This window comes from Arthrobacter sp. YA7-1, assembly GCF_025960325.1.
GTDB classification, from domain to species: Bacteria; Actinomycetota; Actinomycetes; order Actinomycetales; family Micrococcaceae; genus Arthrobacter; species Arthrobacter bambusae_A.
This window is the reverse complement of sequence record NZ_CP110114.1, coordinates 1072870-1088814: the sequence shown is the minus strand read 5'-3', so window position 1 is coordinate 1088814 and position 15945 is coordinate 1072870. Positions and strand designations below refer to the sequence as shown.

Here is a 15945-nt window from a genome sequence, read left to right as displayed (position 1 = left end):
ATGCTCGGTAGCAGGGCTACCGTTGAGCGGTTGATGATGTCCCGATTCCCGTCGCCGCTCGAGTTCGCCGGTCACGAGGTCCAGCAGCGCCTGGGCTGGTTCGGAGAGCCGCCGAGTTGCGGACGGATGGGCTATTTCATCACAGTGAAGAAGCACCAGGCGGATGCGTTCCAATTCGCGCGAAGGCACGGATGGCCACCGCCTAAACAGTTGCTGAACCGCGCTTTGCCTGGGGAGGTAGCCCCGCCAGGGTTCGCTCGAGGTCTCCTGCGACCAAACTGCTCCCCGGCGCGCAGCGCGAACATCGAGGTGGCCGGCCCTTTGACCATGAAGATGGGGGTGACTGGGTTGAATGGCTGCCATGACTGACCTCCTCGTCTTGTATCGAGAAAGCCGGCTGCTTGACTTATTCCAGCATATAAAAAGTGACTTACGTCATGTCAACGAATTTGACTTTATTTCGGCCGGCAGCAGGCCTGGCGAACGAGGGCACCTGGGGCTTCGTGTCCAAAGGTCGCACGAGGGCGTAGTGTCGAATTAGGAGATTTCGGGATGGGTCGTTCGGGTCCGGGGATTGAATATCAGGGCTGTGCAGCGCGAGGGCGGGTACGGCTACAGGTCCGGGTTGGGGTTCTCCGGGCACCCTTGGAATCGAGGCCGCATGGCCAGCAACGACGCAGTACCCACTACGGAACAATTGCAGGACCTCCTGCTTGAAAGTCCGGGCTTCACCGAATTTCTCCTGGGCGTGGCCACCATCTCAGCGTCCTTGTTGGATGGCCGGGAATCTCTCTTGTGCGCCATCACCGTCGAGCGGGACGCCGGCCCCTCAACGGTGGCCAGCAGCACCGCTGCGGCGCAGCGCTTGGACGAGAAGCAATACGCGTTCGACGACGGCCCTTGCCTCACTGCCTTGCGTCACCAACATCGCGTGCTGATCGACGATCTGCAGGCCGACGACCGCTGGGGGCATTACGCCCTCCAAGTGGCGGGCGAAGGTATTAGGTCGGTCCTGGCGTTACCGATCCAGGCGGACTCTTCGTCCCGCGCGGCTTTGAATTGCTACGCCTATGCGCCAGGTACTTTTACCCAGGCCATAGTCTCCCGCGTGCAGGAGCATGCCGACAATATTTCGAAGACGCTGAGGCTGGCCCTGAGGCTCCATGTCCCCGAGCCTTACCCGGAGCACTTGCGATCTGCACTGCAATCGCGATCAGTGGTGGACGCGGCACTGTCCTTGATCATGCTCCAGAACCGTTGTGGACGGGACCGCGCCATGGAGCTGCTTCAGCTCGCTGCGCGGAACAGCAGCCGGCGTCTTCATGACATCGCCACCGACATCCTCAACGCATCAGTCCGGCGGGACTGGACTTCCCCCGGTGTACCCCGTGAATCATCGTGAGGGACCGGGCATGGGACTTCCCGAGTGGGCGTCTGCGCAACGGAGAATCGCCGCCAAGTGGTATCTCGAAGGCGTTGGCAATGCAGGAATTGGGCACCGACAAGATGGCAGACTCATGACCAACCCAGAGCCGCGGCCGACCCGCAATGCCTTGGATGGACTGGCCGCTCACCCGAACCAGGACCTTGGCATTACCCTCCAGGAACTTGTCTTGGAAAGCGTCGACCTTGACGATTTTCTTGAAAACTTGGCAACCTTGGCAGCGATTACCCTCTCTTCTTCCTCGAACGCCGTTTCATGCGGTGTCACCGTCATCACGAAGAAGAAGGGCATCACCAGCGCCAGCAGCGATGAAAGAGTGGGCGCGCTCGATGAACTGCAGATTGATTTCGGCGACGGGCCTGGCCTCACGGCCCTTCGGCACAATTCATTAGTTCTGGTAGTCGATAGCCGCCACGAAAGCCGTTGGAGCGACTACATGGAGGCTGTTTGGCGGAACGGTATTGGATCCATCTTGGCAGTCCCCCTTGACCTGGCCGGTGAGGCAGACGCCGTCGTGAACCTCTACTCGACCACTCCGCACGGGTTTTCCGGACCGGACATCACGGCGGCAGATGAATTCGGCAGGAGGGCAGCAAAGTCCGTGCGCCTGGCTTTGAGGATCTCGCAGTTGCGTAGCGCCCGGGACGACCTGACGGCGGCGATACAGTCCCGCTCGACGATCGACACCGCCGTCGGAATTGTCATGGCGCAGAACCGATGCGGTCGCGACGCGGCCTTCAAGGTCCTGACCCGGGCGTCGAACAGTCGAAATGTCAAACTCCGTGAAATAGCCGCGAACGTCATTGCCTCCGTTTCGGGTGAGGCGGACCCGGCACCCTACTTCGACGAATAGCCAAAGGGTGCGGAATGGTGCGGACTAAGCTAGGAACAGCGCACTAACTGCCGTCATGGATTCTCTTTCACAGGAGCGCTTGCGGCTCGATGCACTCGACCTAGATGAATGAGGACTATGGCGCGGAAACTACCGCTGGATGAACTGTCAACCGTTATCGCGCGAATCCAGGGCCTGCTGCTGACGGAAGAGAAGGTGGACCGCGCCGTGCGGTTGCTTGCCCGTGCCATCAAGGACTCCGTGTCCGGGGCAACTGGTGCAGGAGTTTCCATTCTGGATTCGAGGGGCAGGCGGACCAGCAGCGCGTCCACGGACGAAGTTGTCACCCGTGGAGATGCCCTCCAATATGACTTGGGCCAGGGTCCGTGCCTGACAGCCTGGGCCATGGAGGAAACGGTGACTGTCCGGGACGTCGTAACGGATCCGCGCTGGCCGGACTGGACTGACGTCGTGAGGGACATGCCCATCCGTTCCGTGGTCAGCACTCCTTTGATCGCCGAGCAAGAATGCATTGGCGCATTGAAGATCTACTCGGACCGCGCCGACGCTTTCGGCGACGAAGCCGCCCGGGTGCTGGAACTATTCGCCGCGCCAGCTGCCACGCTCCTCGCGAATATCCAGGCCAGCGAAGCACCACACCGCATCAGTGAAGCCTTGGCAGAGTCCCTCCATAGCCGCGACCTCGTCAACCGGGCCTGCGGCATCTTGATGCAGCGCCACTCTTTGACCGTTGACATGGCCCTTGCGGAACTGATGCGCCGGGCCCGGCGGCAGAACAGCACGCTGGGCCAGATCAGTGCCGATATCGTCGCCGGGATTCCGGCAGCCCTGGAATAAGGCCGGCCCCATGGGCTTCGATCCGCACGAACCACAACAGCAGCGCATGTTGGCCGCTGCCCTGAAGTCAGCCCGCGTCAACGTCGGCGAACTCTGGCTCAAGTACTTCAGCCTGGGCGGCGAAGTTGGCGAATACGAGGTGGAAGCCTACCTCCAAGGCCTCCTTTCCCTGCCCGTCCTCCAGCGCGACCTCCTGGCCATGGCCGCCAACGAACTCATCGACAAATTCCCCCAAGGCCACGCGCCCTACTCCGACGAGCTCGGTAGCCCGGATGGCGAGTCCCCCAGGAAGGAACCCGGATCCGGATCGCAGCAGCGGCCGGAGTCTGAGGACTAGGCGCGGCTTGCGTCGCTGGTTGAGGTGCACGACGGCTGCAGGCACCTGTGCGGTGGCATTCGCCTCCTGCGTGGTTCAGTCGCGGAGCACGACGCCCGGGGAGCGCAAGGATTCGAGTGCAATACCGTTAGGTGTGCTTCATGGTCGGAGGTCTCGCTGACGCTCGCAATAATACTCTTGGGTATGGCCATCATTTCCATCAGCCCTGTTCGCGAGTTGCTTGGCTCACTGTGGATCGGATACCCGGCAATAGTATTTGCATTTAGCTTTCTTGGCGCCTCGACAATTCACCGTCACCGGTCGGGAAAAGCCGGCCAAAGCCGCTACCTTTGGGGCTGCCGTTAGCGCAACTCCTGAATCATTAGCTGCTTTCTCGTAATTAGAGATGGTTGAGTGGCTTTTTCACGCCCTCGTACGGCGCGGAATTCGGTGGCGAAGCGCGCACTCTGGCGTTGGAGACCAGCTGTTCGGGAGCCCAGTCACACTGAAGCACGCGGCCCCGGTGACCGGCAGCTACACGGAGGCTTCATTGGGAAGTTGAAAGGGACGACGGCGTGCTCCGCCACACGGTGAGGCCTGCACCGATGAACACGGAGATGGCCGCCTTCGAACACTGAGATTGGCCTTTTTCACACTGATTTTTGGCCAAATGACACTGAGATTCAGCACATCGCACACGGAGAGGCCCTCGCGCGGGCTTATTTTGCTGTTGATGAAATCTCTAACTCTCTCCGCGGCCACAATGCTCCTGATCGTTGCCACCATTTCATTCATCAACAATCAGGCCGCTTGGGTGCTATCTCTGGCGGCGGCGGGGGCGAGTCCTGCGACGCGGTTCGACTACAGGAAGCAAGCAAAGTGACCGCCGAGAACGAGAGTGTGATCCATTGCGAAGCCCATGGTTCGGCAACGACACATTTGTCGCTCGCTCCGGCCCACGTGACAACCTCGAATGCGTCATCACTTATCACCGATGATTATCCCCAGTCCTCGTCGGAAGAGTTGATGCCAAGGCTCGACATCAATTTCCAGTAAGACCAATTACTGTAGCTTCTAAAGAAAGACAGTGAACGTGAAAGAAGTAAATTGTTCTATCATTCGAAGAAACCAGAGCAGCACGAGTCGGCGAAGGATTACTTTTGTTGCTTTGGCTATGGGACTTCTGCTTATCGGAATCACTCCGATGGCCGTCGCGGGTCCACTGGGCGATACAGTGGAAGGGTCAGGTAGCTCGAACAATCTCACTTCCACGGACGAAGCCAGAATCCGGGCATCTTTCAATGAATTCGACGTAAGCTCAGCTCAGCAGGAAAAGTTGATCAAGAAGTTACGGGCCGGGCAGCCTCTCGACGCGTTTACAGGTGTCGCACCTGTCCTTATCGAGGATCGGTCAACTCGCACCAAAGCGATGATTATCGAGCGGTTTGCTGATGGTTCGTTCAAGGCACAGAGCGTGGAAAGGCCCGTGGAAGCGGCCTCCGCATCTGTCACGCTTAGCGCCGTAATTACGAACTGCAACTACGCGGGCGGTAGCGGCTATGCCGTTTACAGCGGGTGCAGCATTGCGGCTAACTGGAGCGGAATAATCAACGTTGCGTTTGTTGCCACGTATCAACATGTCAACGGCGGGCCCAGCAGCATCCTCTCCGTCGGAAACTCCACTCAGAATTGCGCGGGCGTGAGTTGCTCGTCCCCAACAGTGTGGATTGGCCGAGGAACTTCCATCGGAACCACACCGGCATGGGCCCAAGCGCAATCCAGGGTCCAGGCACCATGGGGATCATGGGAAGTATGGGTACAGCTTCAGGTGCGCCCATACACGGCAACAGTGTCACAATCATAGTCATGGCCCTATCCATGATGCTGAACTCAACTGACCCGGTTAACCCAGAGGTCAGCTCGTGGGCTACCCCTGTTTTTGGCATCGTCTATGTGGTGTTGGTTGTCGCCGCGCTTGCAGCGCTTATCGCCTCAAAGGGGATTCCCGCTCCAGTCAAAGTGGCCGTTGGCGTCGCGATCTTCGTATTGCCGTTTGTAGGCTCAGTTGCCTGGATTATCTACTCACAAGTGCGGCACAGAGGGCTCGGAAGGACGTACAAAGGATCGTAGATGCCTTGTTTGAGCGGTAAGTGCAAGTAAGACCTTAGACCTGCCGCTCGTCTTCCTCAATCGTCAAGCGGGGCGTTCATAGCGTTCAAGGTTGTCATACGCTTTTGGTCGACTCCGCTGGGTGGAATGACGAGAGGGATTCACCGCTCCAGGCCAGCTGGGTTCTATCGCTGGCGGGGTGGGGGGCAGCACCCGCAACTTGGGTTGCCCTCAGGAAAGCAACCGAAGTGATTTCGCGCACGAGGAGCCGTGAAATGATCACTGCAGAACAAGCCCGCCGCGTGATGCTCCACGGTTGGAGCGGCTTGCTGACGCTCGCAATAATCCTCCTGGGCGCGGCCATGATTTTCATTAGCCCCCTTCGCGAGTTGCTTAGACCGCTGTGGACCGGATACCCGGCGATAGCGTTTGGGTACATCTTCCTTGGTGTCCCGACGATTCACCGTTACCGGTTAAGAAAAGCCGGTGAAGGCTGCTCTCTAGGGCTATCGGTAGCGCAGAGCCAGAGTCATTGGCTGGCTATTCCCAACCCCATGCTGGCCAGGAGGATCGCGCCGATCTCGGTCGAATTCGTGGCATCGCCCAGGAACAGGGAAAGCCGATCGTGATGGTGAGCATTAAGACGGGTCAGCGAACCGCCGGTCCGATCCCAACGCTTCCCTTCGGCCGGCCAGGCCAGGGCGGCACCGTCAGGACGCTTTTGGTACTTAGGAGTCGGACGTCGGCGGGGAGGATGGCGGCGTCCCACGACCGCCAGACACATTCGGCGCTGTCCAACTGAACGGTCAGCTCGCCGGGACGCTCAGCGGATTGGCGACGCGGAACTGCCCACGTTCGATCAGCCAGGTGATGGACTCCAGGACGGCTTGTTCGGGCTCGTACCGGGGAGCGTAGCCCAACAGGGACGTGGCCTTCTCGATCGTGAAGCAGTGGCTGCGGTAGAGGTGGCCCCAGCTCGACTCTGCGTACTCCGGTGTGGTCGATTCGCGGAAGTGTTCCCACGTGACCGTCTCCAACGTTGCGGACTGGCCGAACCAAGCGGCGGCGATGTCGGCGTATCCGCGGACGGTGAGCGCAGTGGGGGCGACGATGTTGAAGTCCTCGCCGGCTGCCGCGTCGCGATTCTGGATGGCTTTCTCGAACGCCTGCGCGACGTCGTCCGCGTGAACGTGGTGCATCAGTTCGGCGCCGCTTCCGGGGACTTGCAGCGGCCGGCCGGCAGAGAGGGTGTACCAGACGGCGGGGTCGAGGTTCCCGAGCGGACCGATCGGGTGCCAACCGGGCCCGACGATATGGCCAGGGTGCACGGACGTGGTGACCAGGCCGCCGTCGTCGGTCTCCTCTTTCAGCATCCGCGCGATCCGGTCCTTCTGGATTCCGTACTCCCCGAACGGGGCGGCCGCCGACCTGGAGCCCTCGGCGATCGGCAGCTTGAGGCTCTGGCCGTACCGCCACACCGAGCCGCAATGCAGCAGGTGCCCGGCCTCCCCCCGGAGCCGGTTGACGAGCAAGCTCGCCGATTCGAACGTGAAGCAGACCAGATCGACGACGACGTCGGCCTGCAGTGCGGCGACCATGTCACCGAACGTGCCGTCCCGGTCCTCTTGCTGCCGGTCGGCGATGACCTGACGCACCTGCTGCCACTCGGGCGCGTCGCCATAGCTTTTGTGGGTGCCACGGCTGATGTTGATGACTTCATGGCCGGCGCGAACCAGCCGGGGGACGAGGAAGGATCCGATGTGACCGCTGCCGCCGATGACGATGACCTTCATTGCTCTCCAGTGCTTCGTGATGATTTAGCTGTGAGTGTTTGGTTCTGGGCGGGTGTTTGGTTCCGGTTGGGATGACCGGACGACGGCGGCGCTAGCCGTTGGGCGGCGACCTGATCGTTGGTGGCGGCCCAGCTGGCGAGGAGTGCGAACTTCTCCGCAGATTCGCTACACTCCTCGACGCTATAGATCCCGATCCACAACCCCTTCTCCCCCGGCATCTCAAACACGTCGTAGGTAACGTCAACGACCCCCACCACGGGGTGCCTGAACAGCTTCCGGCCGGTGCGGTGCTCGTGCACGTCTCGCTCAGCCCAGTTCGAACGGAACTCGGGGCTGCGGGTGGAGAGCTCCCCGATCAGGGCGGTCAGCTCGGCGTTCAGCGGATCGCGTCCTGCTTCCATGCGGAGCATTGCTGCTGTCATCTGCCTGGCCAGCGGCCAGTCCACGTAATAGTCCTTCGCCCGGGGGTCCAGGAAGATAAACCTCGCGAGGTTGGGACTGTCGGATTCGAACTGCGGCGAGTACAGCGCCCGCCCCATGAGGTTCGAGGCGACGAGGTCATGTTGGCGGTTCCACACCACGGCCGGAACACTCATGCTGTCCAAAATCCGTTGCACCGATTCGCGCACTACCGGCTTCTTCTGCGCGGTCCTGGCGGCGGTGGGCGCCGTGGCGGTGCGTGCGAGTCCAAAAAGATATTCCCGTTCGAGCTCGTTGAGCTGCAAGGCATTGGCGAGGGCATTCAGTACATGCTCTGACACCCCGCGGAGGTTCCCCCGCTCCAGGCGGGTGTAGTAATCGAGGCTAACCCCTGCAAGCATGGCCACCTCTGAGCGTCGGAGGCCGGGTACGCGGCGCTGCCCGCCGAAGTCCTGCAGATCGGTCTGGGCCGGCGTGATGTTGGCACGGCGGGACATCAGAAACGCCCGCACTTCATCTTTCGAACTCATACCTTCCACGGTAGGGCTTGGACCGGCGACAGTGGGAGGCCCTGCCAGGGCCCCTTTTGAGCCTGGGTGAGGGGTACCAAGGGGGCCTCTCAGTGTGCGCTTGGATACCGATACCGTGAATTCGCCCCTCCCCCATCCCCGGCACGCCTCGGGCGTTGCCTTCTGTGTTCCCCTAGAAAGTGGTGCCTCAAAGCATGTCATCAACGGATCTCAAAGCGGCCGGGTTGAAAAGCACTGGGCGTTCACGCGGTGGACTGCCGCCGGTGGTGTTCGTTCTCACCGCCGGGACATTCCTGATGCAGACAACCGAGTTCTTCATCGCCGGTCTGCTGCCCGAACTCGCCAGCGACCTCCGGGTCAGCGTTCCGCACGCGGGCCTCCTCATCACCATCTTCGCGGTCGGGATGATCATCGGATCGCCGACGATGATCATCCTGACCCTGCGCCTCCAGCGCCGGCTCACCCTGATGCTCTCGCTTCTGCTGTTCGCGGCCGGTCATGTCCTGGTCGCCGTCAGCCCAAGCTTCGAAGTCATCTTCGCGGCCCGTTTTGTCACAGCCTGTGCCACGGGCGCCTTCTGGTCCGTCGCCGTCGTGGTGGCGACCCGAGCGGCAGGCCCCGCGGCCGGATCGCGCGCGCTCGGCGTCGTCATGGGTGGAGGAAGCCTGGCGACGGTGGTTGGCGTCCCGCTCGGGGCGTTCGCGGGGCAGACCGCCGGCTGGCGGGCTCCTTTCTGGGCCTTGGCCATCCTCGCGGCCGCTGCCGCGGTGTTTATCGTCCGCTTCGTCCGGCACGAAGAGCCCGCCGGGGCGACGCCGTCCCTGAGCTCGGAGTTCGCGGCGCTCCGGTCCGGTCGATTGTGGCTGGCCCTGGCCTCCTGTGCCTTGATCATGGGAGGCGTCCTGGCGACCTACAGCTATATCGCGCCCTTGCTGACGGACCGTGCCGGCGTCCCGGCTGCGATGCTGCCGTGGGTGCTGTGCTGCTTCGGCGTGGGCGCGCTCCTCGGCAATTACACGGGAGGCAGGCTCGGAGACCACCGGCCGTACGCCACCACCATCACGGCTGCCGTCGCGGCCACGGTTTTCCTGCTCGCGTTGTGCGTGTTTTCGGAGCAGGCCCTGCCGGTCGTCATACTGATCACCCTGGCAGGCTTTGCGGGGTTCGTGGTGAATCCCGTGGCGTTCGCGCTTGCGGTCAAGTTCGCCGGGAAGGCCCCGACGCTTGCGTCCGCGCTGACCACAGCCTCGTTCAACTTCGGCATTGCCGCCGGCTCGTGGGCGGCAGGCCTCGCCCTCAGCTCCGCGGCCGCGGAGACCGGGCCACCGGCAGTCGGAGCGGCGATCACGTCTTTGACCATCGTTTCGCTCGGGGTGCTGGCGGCCAGCCAGCGCCGAGCATCGCGGTCGAGCGGGAACCCTGGCGAGGAGCCGACCGAGGAAACCCGCGAGTGCGTTGGCTCGTCGCTGTAATCCTGGAGCCGTTCAGAAGGTGGACGTGTGGACCTCGATGAGGCCGCTCGCTGCAATTTCCCGGAGTTTGTAGATCCCACGGACTACGGCGTCCTTGTCGTGGAAGGGGCCGGACACCGCGAGCTCCGTGCCGAACTCGTCAACCAGCCTGACCCTGCAGCTGCCTCCGTTGTCAGTGAACACTTCAAAATGTCCGGCCATCAGAGCGAACCTCCCCAATGGTGCGCCGGAAGACGTTGGGGCCGTCCGCGAACTCCGGAACCGGGGCTGTGGCTGAGTACTGGATGTTTTCCCGGTTCGTTGCGCCGCTCCAGTTCGGCCGTCACGAGATCCAGCAGCGCCTGGGCTGGTTCGGACAGGTGGCGGGTTGCGGCCGGATGGCCTAGTTCATCGCAGTGCAGAAGCACTCGGCGGATGCGTTCCAATTCGCGGGTGGGCACAAGCGGCCATCTCCGAAACAGTTCTTGGACCGCACTTTGCCTGGAGAGGGAACCACCCGGACCATGAAGGTGGGTCGGTGTGGGGCGGATCGGTGCCATGGCTGACTCCTCGGACGACGTCGGGGAAGCCAGCTGCTTGACTAAATCCAGCATATAGAAAGTGAGATGCGTCACGCCAATGAATTCCGCTAGATGACGCCGCTCTAGATTACGCCGCTCTGAGGGGGTGTCCCTATGTTTTTGTCAAGCATTGGGACGGGTTTTTCTTCGAGATGGTGGCGGATCGTTTTTGGGGCAGGGATGAATGGCCGGCGGGGGTTTGCCCGGCCGGCTGATGCCTCTGGCCTCTCAGGCTGTCGCGGGGCTCGGCGCGTCGTAGAGCGTGCCGTCCCGGAGCATCGCGAAGAGGACGTCGCAGCGGCGCCGGGCGAGGGCGATTAGCGCCTGGTTGTGGCGTTTGCCCTCGGCGCGCTTCCGGTCGTAGTACGCCCGTGACAGCGGGTCCTTCAACGCCGCGAATGAGGAGAGGAAGAAGGCCCGTTTGAGGCTTTTGTTGCCCTTCTTGGACGGGTGGTCGCCGCGGATCGAGGTTCCCGACCGCCAGGTCACTGGGGCGAGTCCGGCGTAGGAGGCGAGGTGTCCGGCGGACTTGAATTCCTTGCCCGCAATCTCGGTGAGGATGCGCGCTTCCGTCCTGACCCCGACCGCCGGCATGGAGGTCAGGACGGTGTGAAGAGGGTGGGCCTCCACAAGTGCTTCGACCTGGGTGAGGATCTCGTCTCGGGCGGTGCGCAGCTGCTTGAGCATGGCCGCCAGTTGGGGCAGGACGATGCCTGCGGCGTTGGTGCCGGCGACCACGACGGTCTGCTCTCCCAACGCGGTGAAGACGTCCGCCGCCCAGCCTTTCCCGGCCCGCGGCGCATGGCGGGACAGGAGGGTGGTGACCCGGTTCTGGCCGGCTTTGCGCAGCGTCTCCGGCGTCGGGTATTTGATCAGCAGTTCGGCCATGGCAGGGTGGTCCAGGTGCTTGCCGATGACTCGTTCCAGGGCAGGGTGGACCTGGGTCAGGAGCCCGCGGATCCGGTTGGAGGTGGCCGTGGCCTGCTTGGCCAGATCGTCATCAAAACCGCACAGCATCGACAGCTCCGCGGCCTGCTCGTCGGCGACCACGATGGAGCGTAGGGTGTGCGGCAGGGACCGGGCGGCTTCGGCAATTATTGCTGCGTCTCGGGCGTCCGTTTTGGCCTCGCCTGGGTGTAGGTCCGCGATGCGCCGCATGGCCAGACCGGGCAGGTAGCCGACCATGATGCCTTCCGCCTGAGCCACAGCGACGGGCAGGGCGCCGATGGTGGAGGGCTGGTCAACGACCAACAATACGCGTCCGTTGCCGGCGACGGAGCGGATGATGGCTTGCAGTTTTGCCTCGTCCTGGGGCAGCGCCCGGTCGAGGATCTTCTTGCCCTGGCGGTCGATGCCGACCGCGTGGTGATGGCTCTTGCCGACGTCAACACCGATGAAGATGTCGACGAGTTCATGGTCTTTGATCAACGCAAACCTCCCAGAATTCGTGTCCGTCAAATCTGTGTTGGCATGTCCTGCGGCGGCAAGGCTCGGCATCCACGTTACGGCTGACCTACGCGGTGTTTCATTGCGCTGGTCCGGTCCCCATTAGCGGCTCTTCACGGTTCGTGGGGAAATAGATCCCTGGGATGAGCGTCATGCCGCCGTCCGGGCGGCACTTCTCAAGAGAATAACTGATTTGTAGTTGGCGGGGTTGCGATAGCCACGGGCGGTGCGCTTGATATTTTTTATGGCGGTGTTGTTGGCCTCTACCTTGCCTGTGGTGGCGCCGGTAATGATCAAGACCTCGATCTCTTTCCACCACCTGCAGACGGTGCGGTAGAGCCTGTTCGTCTCCGGCCGTGCCGCCTTCTTCACCAGTTCCTCAAGGTCGTTCTTCGCCGCCGTGGCGTCCTCCAGGGAGCCGGTGCGCAGCAAGACCCGCAGCTGTTCCTTGACCTTCCAGACCGCCTGCAGGGTGCCGGTCGGATCGTCGGCGGCGAACACTTCCTCCAGCCGGTGGGCTGCCTTCTGGGTGAGGGTGTCGCCGGCGCGCAGGAGAAGCATCCGGTGCGCCCAGGCCTTGTCCACGGCCCTTCCCCGGCGGCCCTTGACCTGTTGGGAGAGGTTCTGCCGTGTCTCGGTGACGGCCTGGTTGGCCAGGGAGACCAGGTGGAAGTGATCCACGGCGACCGCGGTCCGGGGAAGCCACATCCGCAGCGCCTTGCGGAAGGCCGCGGAAGGGTCGATCGCGACGACCTGCACGGCCAGACGCCATGCCAGGGGCCGGGCGAAGAGCCATTCCCCGACGCCCTTGTGGTCCCGGCCGTCCACGACGCCCAGGACCTGGCCGGTGTCCAGGTCCACGATGGTTGTCATCCACGGCTCGAACCGCGTCCAGGCCTTGGATTCGGGGTCCTGGAAATAGCGCACGGACCGGAAACGGTGCTCATCGATGCCCAGCATTCTCGGGCTCAGCCGGTCCACATCAGGAAGGGTCAGGAAGCAGGCTTCGTTGAGCGCGACACGGACCATCCACCAGGACACCGCGAACGCGGCGGCAGTCTCCGAAACGGCCCGACCCGAACGGATGACCGCCTCCACGAGCTGGTCCCGGAGCCGGCCGGTGGAGCGGGCACGCCGCGGCACCTGGGGCGTGGATTCAAAGAACGAGAGCCGCTCGCACGCGGGTTCCTCGCAGTACCAGCGGTACTTGGACCAGAGGACCTCCACGGGTCCGGCGACGGGAATGTCCCGGATCCGCTGGAAGCGGCGTTCCTTCCGCCGTGACGCAACCACCCCGCACGTGGGGCAGCCCGGTGGCTGGTCGGTTTCGACAATGACTCTGCGGCCGCCATCGGGGCTCAGGCTGGTGGAGATGACGCGGTAGCCGGGCAGGTTGAAGATGCTGGTGGCAGCGTCAGCTGCGACCCCGGTAGGCTCGTTCAAGGCTCGTGGTCCTGTTCCAGGTTGAATGCTTAGACACACTCATCCCAGCAGGGCCACGGGCCCCCTTGTCTTCAACGACACGAACTCATTTCCCCACCAACCACGAAGAGCCCCATTAGCGATCCCCTGGCGCCTATCGAATCCCGGTGACAACACCCCCCGGATCATTGATGACTGGGGGACTTAATCATGCCGGGACCGACAGGCCAACAACCCCAATTCTTACTCGTTAAGGGCTGCTAAAAAGGTAACGAGGGGAGGGAGCAGATCGCCGCCCGCATCGTGCGCGCGTCTCGCGCCGCAGGACGGGAGGCCGTAAAGGTTCGTCCGGTTAAAAATCGCAGTGACGCTTCGCGCTTTCAAACCGACCCTCACGCGCTCCTGAAAGCCTTGTAGGCGTGCTCAAGCAAGTCCTGGTTGGGGTACTCACGACGGTCTTGCGGCAGCTCCATGAGACTCTGACCGTGCCTGGCTTGGATCCCATAGGTCAACATCGGGCCATCGACTTCCGCCAAAATGTCGTCTCGAATTTCCACAATAAAATCAGGACGAATGCCCAGAATGTGCGCATCAAAAGCAGCATGGTGAATCTTGCACAGCGCCATACCGTTTACCACGGAAGCTATACCCAGTTCTGCCGAATCCGGAACGATATGGGCTGCGTCGAGCAATTCCCGGTGAGCCAACGCGCACACCGCGCATCTGGTTCTGTAGGCGCGAAGTATGGTCGAGCGAAATACAGGTTGATGCAAACGTCGTTTGGTTTCCACGGTGAGATAACGACGGAGGTGCTCCTCTATCGGGCTTTCCTTGCTGACGAGGCCTCGGCCAACGTTTGGATCAATGACAAATTGCTTGAGTTCAGGCTCTTCCCAAAGAAGATAAACAGGGAAGACTGGTTGAAAAACGGCAGGCCCCATCCCAACACCGAAGAACCAGATAAGAGGCAATTGCTGCTCCATGGCGCTCCGAAGCGCGCGATTGTCCGGGTGCTCCGAGTTATCTCCACGCCATGCATAACGAAGGAGCCCGTCCTCCCCCATTTCATCGTTGTATGGGCGTTCCCTACCGGGTGCCCTGTAAACGGTTTGGATCGAAAGTGCCGCCCCAAGATCCCGTGGCTTCCAAATCCCCGTCTGCGTGGCCTGAAGTCTTCTTGGCTCCCCATCCAGAGTGAAGTCCTGGATGTCCTCTCGGGTGAGCCATTCCTCGCCATCATTGGTGCGTACCGTCAGCCATGCCATCGCCTCGCGCCGCAACCTCGCGTCAAAATTCTCGGTACCGGTTCCCCTAATTGCGGCCACCTGCCCAGGATAGCCTATGAACCCATTACTGAGGCCGCTGCCGAAGCCCGCAAGCCGAACAACAGTGTTTGCAACCGACCCACTGCGGCGCGCTGACACTGACTTAGCCGAGAACTGGCCGGCGGGAAGGAGTGCCCCTCGGGGCAACTGGCGCTTGCGTGGCTGCTGGCACAGGGCGGACACATCGTCCCGATCCCACCGGCACCAAGAAGCGCGAATGCCTCGGAGAGAGGACCTGGGTGCCCACCCCGCCGGACTCTCTGGAGAAGACTTCAAATGGCCGAGCGAACTCGCCCCGGAAGGGTCAACCGCCAGAGCGCGGTATCTCAACATGTCCGGCATCAACACGTCGGTCCGGACGCTGCTTCTCGCCACCGCCAACTCCCTCTTAGCCCGCTACCCAGGCGCAGCCTCCGCACCCAGCACCACGTTCACCGGCTCCTCGCCAGCCAGCAACGACGAAATCTGCTTCTCGATCAGCCGGACCATCCGGGGGAACATCGCCGAGCTTGCCCCGCCAACATGGGGCGTGATCAGCACACCGGGGGCCGTCCATAAAGGATGGTCGGCCGGCAATGGCTCCGGGTCCGTCACATCCAAAGCAGCGCGTAACCGTCCCGAAGACGTCTCCCGAAGCAAGGCGTTAGTGTCCACCACAGGACCCCGCGCCACGTTCACCAACAACGCTCCGTCCGGCATAGCCGCGAGGAACCGGGCATCAACCAGCCCACGGGTTTGCTCGGACAGAGGTACGCTGACCACCACGATCTCGTTCAACGGCAATTGTTCGTACAGTGAATCGATGCCGTAGATCCGGCCATGTTCATCGTCCCGTTCGCGGCTTGCCATCCGCATCACCAGCGTTTCGAACGGCAACAGCCTGGCTCCAATGGCCTTCCCCACTCCCCCGTAGCCGACCAAAAGAACCTTGCGGTCCGCCAAACTCGGGCGCTGACCGTTGGCCCATGTTCCGGACGCCTGGTTATGCACAAAGTCCGGAATCCCGCGCTGGCTGGCGATCATCATCCCCAAGGCGAGTTCCGCCGTCGACGTCTCATGGACTCCTGCCGCGTTCGCGAAAGCGCAACCCGACGGCAAGACGTCGGCGACGCCGTCGTACCCTATCGACTGGCTTTGCACGAGTCGGACCGTCAACGCCATCCAGCGCCGTGAGCGCGTCTGGACGCCCCATGTAGGGCGGCACCAGCAGGTCGAAGGCGTCCGCCGGCGCTGGGCCAATCAGGTCCCACACCACGAACTCGACGTCGGCGGAAGGTTCCATGGCGTCCAGGAGTTTCTGATCGGGCAGGCACACCCTCAGTCGGGCCGTCATTGCGCCACCATCAGAATGACGTTCGCAGCACGCAGCGCGCTTTCGCTCATTTCCTTTTCCTGCTTCCCTTGGCGGTCGATTTAGC

General features: G+C 62.3%; 13 protein-coding genes and 1 pseudogene. 6 read left to right on the top strand and 8 right to left on the bottom strand.

Annotated elements, in window-relative coordinates; all coding sequences use genetic code 11:
- The first annotated feature begins 661 nt into the window (after nucleotides 1-661).
- The 5 genes from OIT41_RS05095 (at nucleotide 662) to OIT41_RS05075 (ending at nucleotide 6188) form a co-directional block, all read left to right on the top strand.
- Nucleotides 662-1402 carry a GAF and ANTAR domain-containing protein gene (locus OIT41_RS05095; RefSeq protein WP_264637499.1) on the top strand — a complete coding sequence of 247 codons (741 nt, stop codon included), beginning with the start codon at nucleotides 662-664 and terminating at the stop codon, nucleotides 1400-1402.
- 115 nt (nucleotides 1403-1517) lie between these two features.
- The gene (locus OIT41_RS05090) at nucleotides 1518-2297 is read left to right on the top strand and encodes a GAF and ANTAR domain-containing protein (protein WP_264637498.1); all 780 of its coding nucleotides are present in this window, start codon (nucleotides 1518-1520) and stop codon (nucleotides 2295-2297) included.
- 117 nt (nucleotides 2298-2414) lie between these two features.
- On the top strand, nucleotides 2415-3134 hold the full coding sequence (locus OIT41_RS05085) for a GAF and ANTAR domain-containing protein (protein WP_264637497.1): 720 nt from the start codon (nucleotides 2415-2417) through the stop codon (nucleotides 3132-3134).
- Between the two features lie 10 nt (nucleotides 3135-3144).
- Nucleotides 3145-3471 (top strand): hypothetical protein, encoded by a 327-nt coding sequence (locus OIT41_RS05080; RefSeq protein ID WP_241710076.1) that lies wholly within the window; start codon nucleotides 3145-3147, stop codon nucleotides 3469-3471.
- A 2363-nt stretch (nucleotides 3472-5834) separates the two neighbouring features.
- A complete protein-coding gene (locus OIT41_RS05075) occupies nucleotides 5835-6188 on the top strand; it encodes a hypothetical protein (protein ID WP_264637496.1) in 354 nt (117 codons plus the stop codon).
- Nucleotides 6189-6365: 177 nt separating this feature from the next.
- On the opposite strand, the gene OIT41_RS05070 is transcribed toward OIT41_RS05075, so the two are convergent.
- Nucleotides 6366-7352 (bottom strand): NAD-dependent epimerase/dehydratase family protein, encoded by a 987-nt coding sequence (locus tag OIT41_RS05070; RefSeq protein ID WP_264637495.1) that lies wholly within the window; start codon nucleotides 7350-7352, stop codon nucleotides 6366-6368.
- Nucleotides 7349-8302 (bottom strand): helix-turn-helix transcriptional regulator, encoded by a 954-nt coding sequence (locus tag OIT41_RS05065; protein WP_264637494.1) that lies wholly within the window; start codon nucleotides 8300-8302, stop codon nucleotides 7349-7351. The genes OIT41_RS05070 and OIT41_RS05065 overlap by 4 nt, the downstream gene beginning before the upstream one ends.
- Nucleotides 8303-8496: 194 nt before the next feature.
- Between OIT41_RS05065 and OIT41_RS05060 the strand changes: the two genes are divergently transcribed.
- Complete coding sequence (locus OIT41_RS05060; RefSeq protein WP_264637493.1) at nucleotides 8497-9774, top strand: MFS transporter; 1278 nt, start codon at nucleotides 8497-8499, stop codon at nucleotides 9772-9774.
- A gap of 12 nt (nucleotides 9775-9786) precedes the next feature.
- Here the strand turns inward: OIT41_RS05060 and OIT41_RS05055 are convergent, their stop codons facing one another.
- The 6 genes and pseudogenes from OIT41_RS05055 to OIT41_RS05030 form a co-directional block, all read right to left on the bottom strand.
- The gene (locus OIT41_RS05055) at nucleotides 9787-9975 is read right to left on the bottom strand and encodes a YegP family protein (protein ID WP_264637492.1); all 189 of its coding nucleotides are present in this window, start codon (nucleotides 9973-9975) and stop codon (nucleotides 9787-9789) included.
- Complete coding sequence (locus OIT41_RS05050; protein WP_264637491.1) at nucleotides 9975-10313, bottom strand: hypothetical protein; 339 nt, start codon at nucleotides 10311-10313, stop codon at nucleotides 9975-9977. Before OIT41_RS05050 ends, OIT41_RS05055 begins: the two co-directional genes overlap by 1 nt.
- A gap of 249 nt (nucleotides 10314-10562) precedes the next feature.
- Nucleotides 10563-11831 carry an IS110 family transposase gene (locus OIT41_RS05045; protein WP_413542300.1) on the bottom strand — a complete coding sequence of 423 codons (1269 nt, stop codon included), beginning with the start codon at nucleotides 11829-11831 and terminating at the stop codon, nucleotides 10563-10565.
- A gap of 99 nt (nucleotides 11832-11930) precedes the next feature.
- Nucleotides 11931-13223, bottom strand: coding sequence for an ISL3 family transposase (locus OIT41_RS05040; protein ID WP_264637166.1), 1293 nt, complete (start codon nucleotides 13221-13223; stop codon nucleotides 11931-11933).
- Nucleotides 13224-13594: 371 nt separating this feature from the next.
- Nucleotides 13595-14527, bottom strand: coding sequence for an HNH endonuclease (locus OIT41_RS05035; protein WP_264637490.1), 933 nt, complete (start codon nucleotides 14525-14527; stop codon nucleotides 13595-13597).
- A gap of 396 nt (nucleotides 14528-14923) precedes the next feature.
- Nucleotides 14924-15860 (bottom strand): annotated as a pseudogene (locus OIT41_RS05030) (2-hydroxyacid dehydrogenase).
- Between the last annotated feature and the right edge of the window lie 85 nt (nucleotides 15861-15945).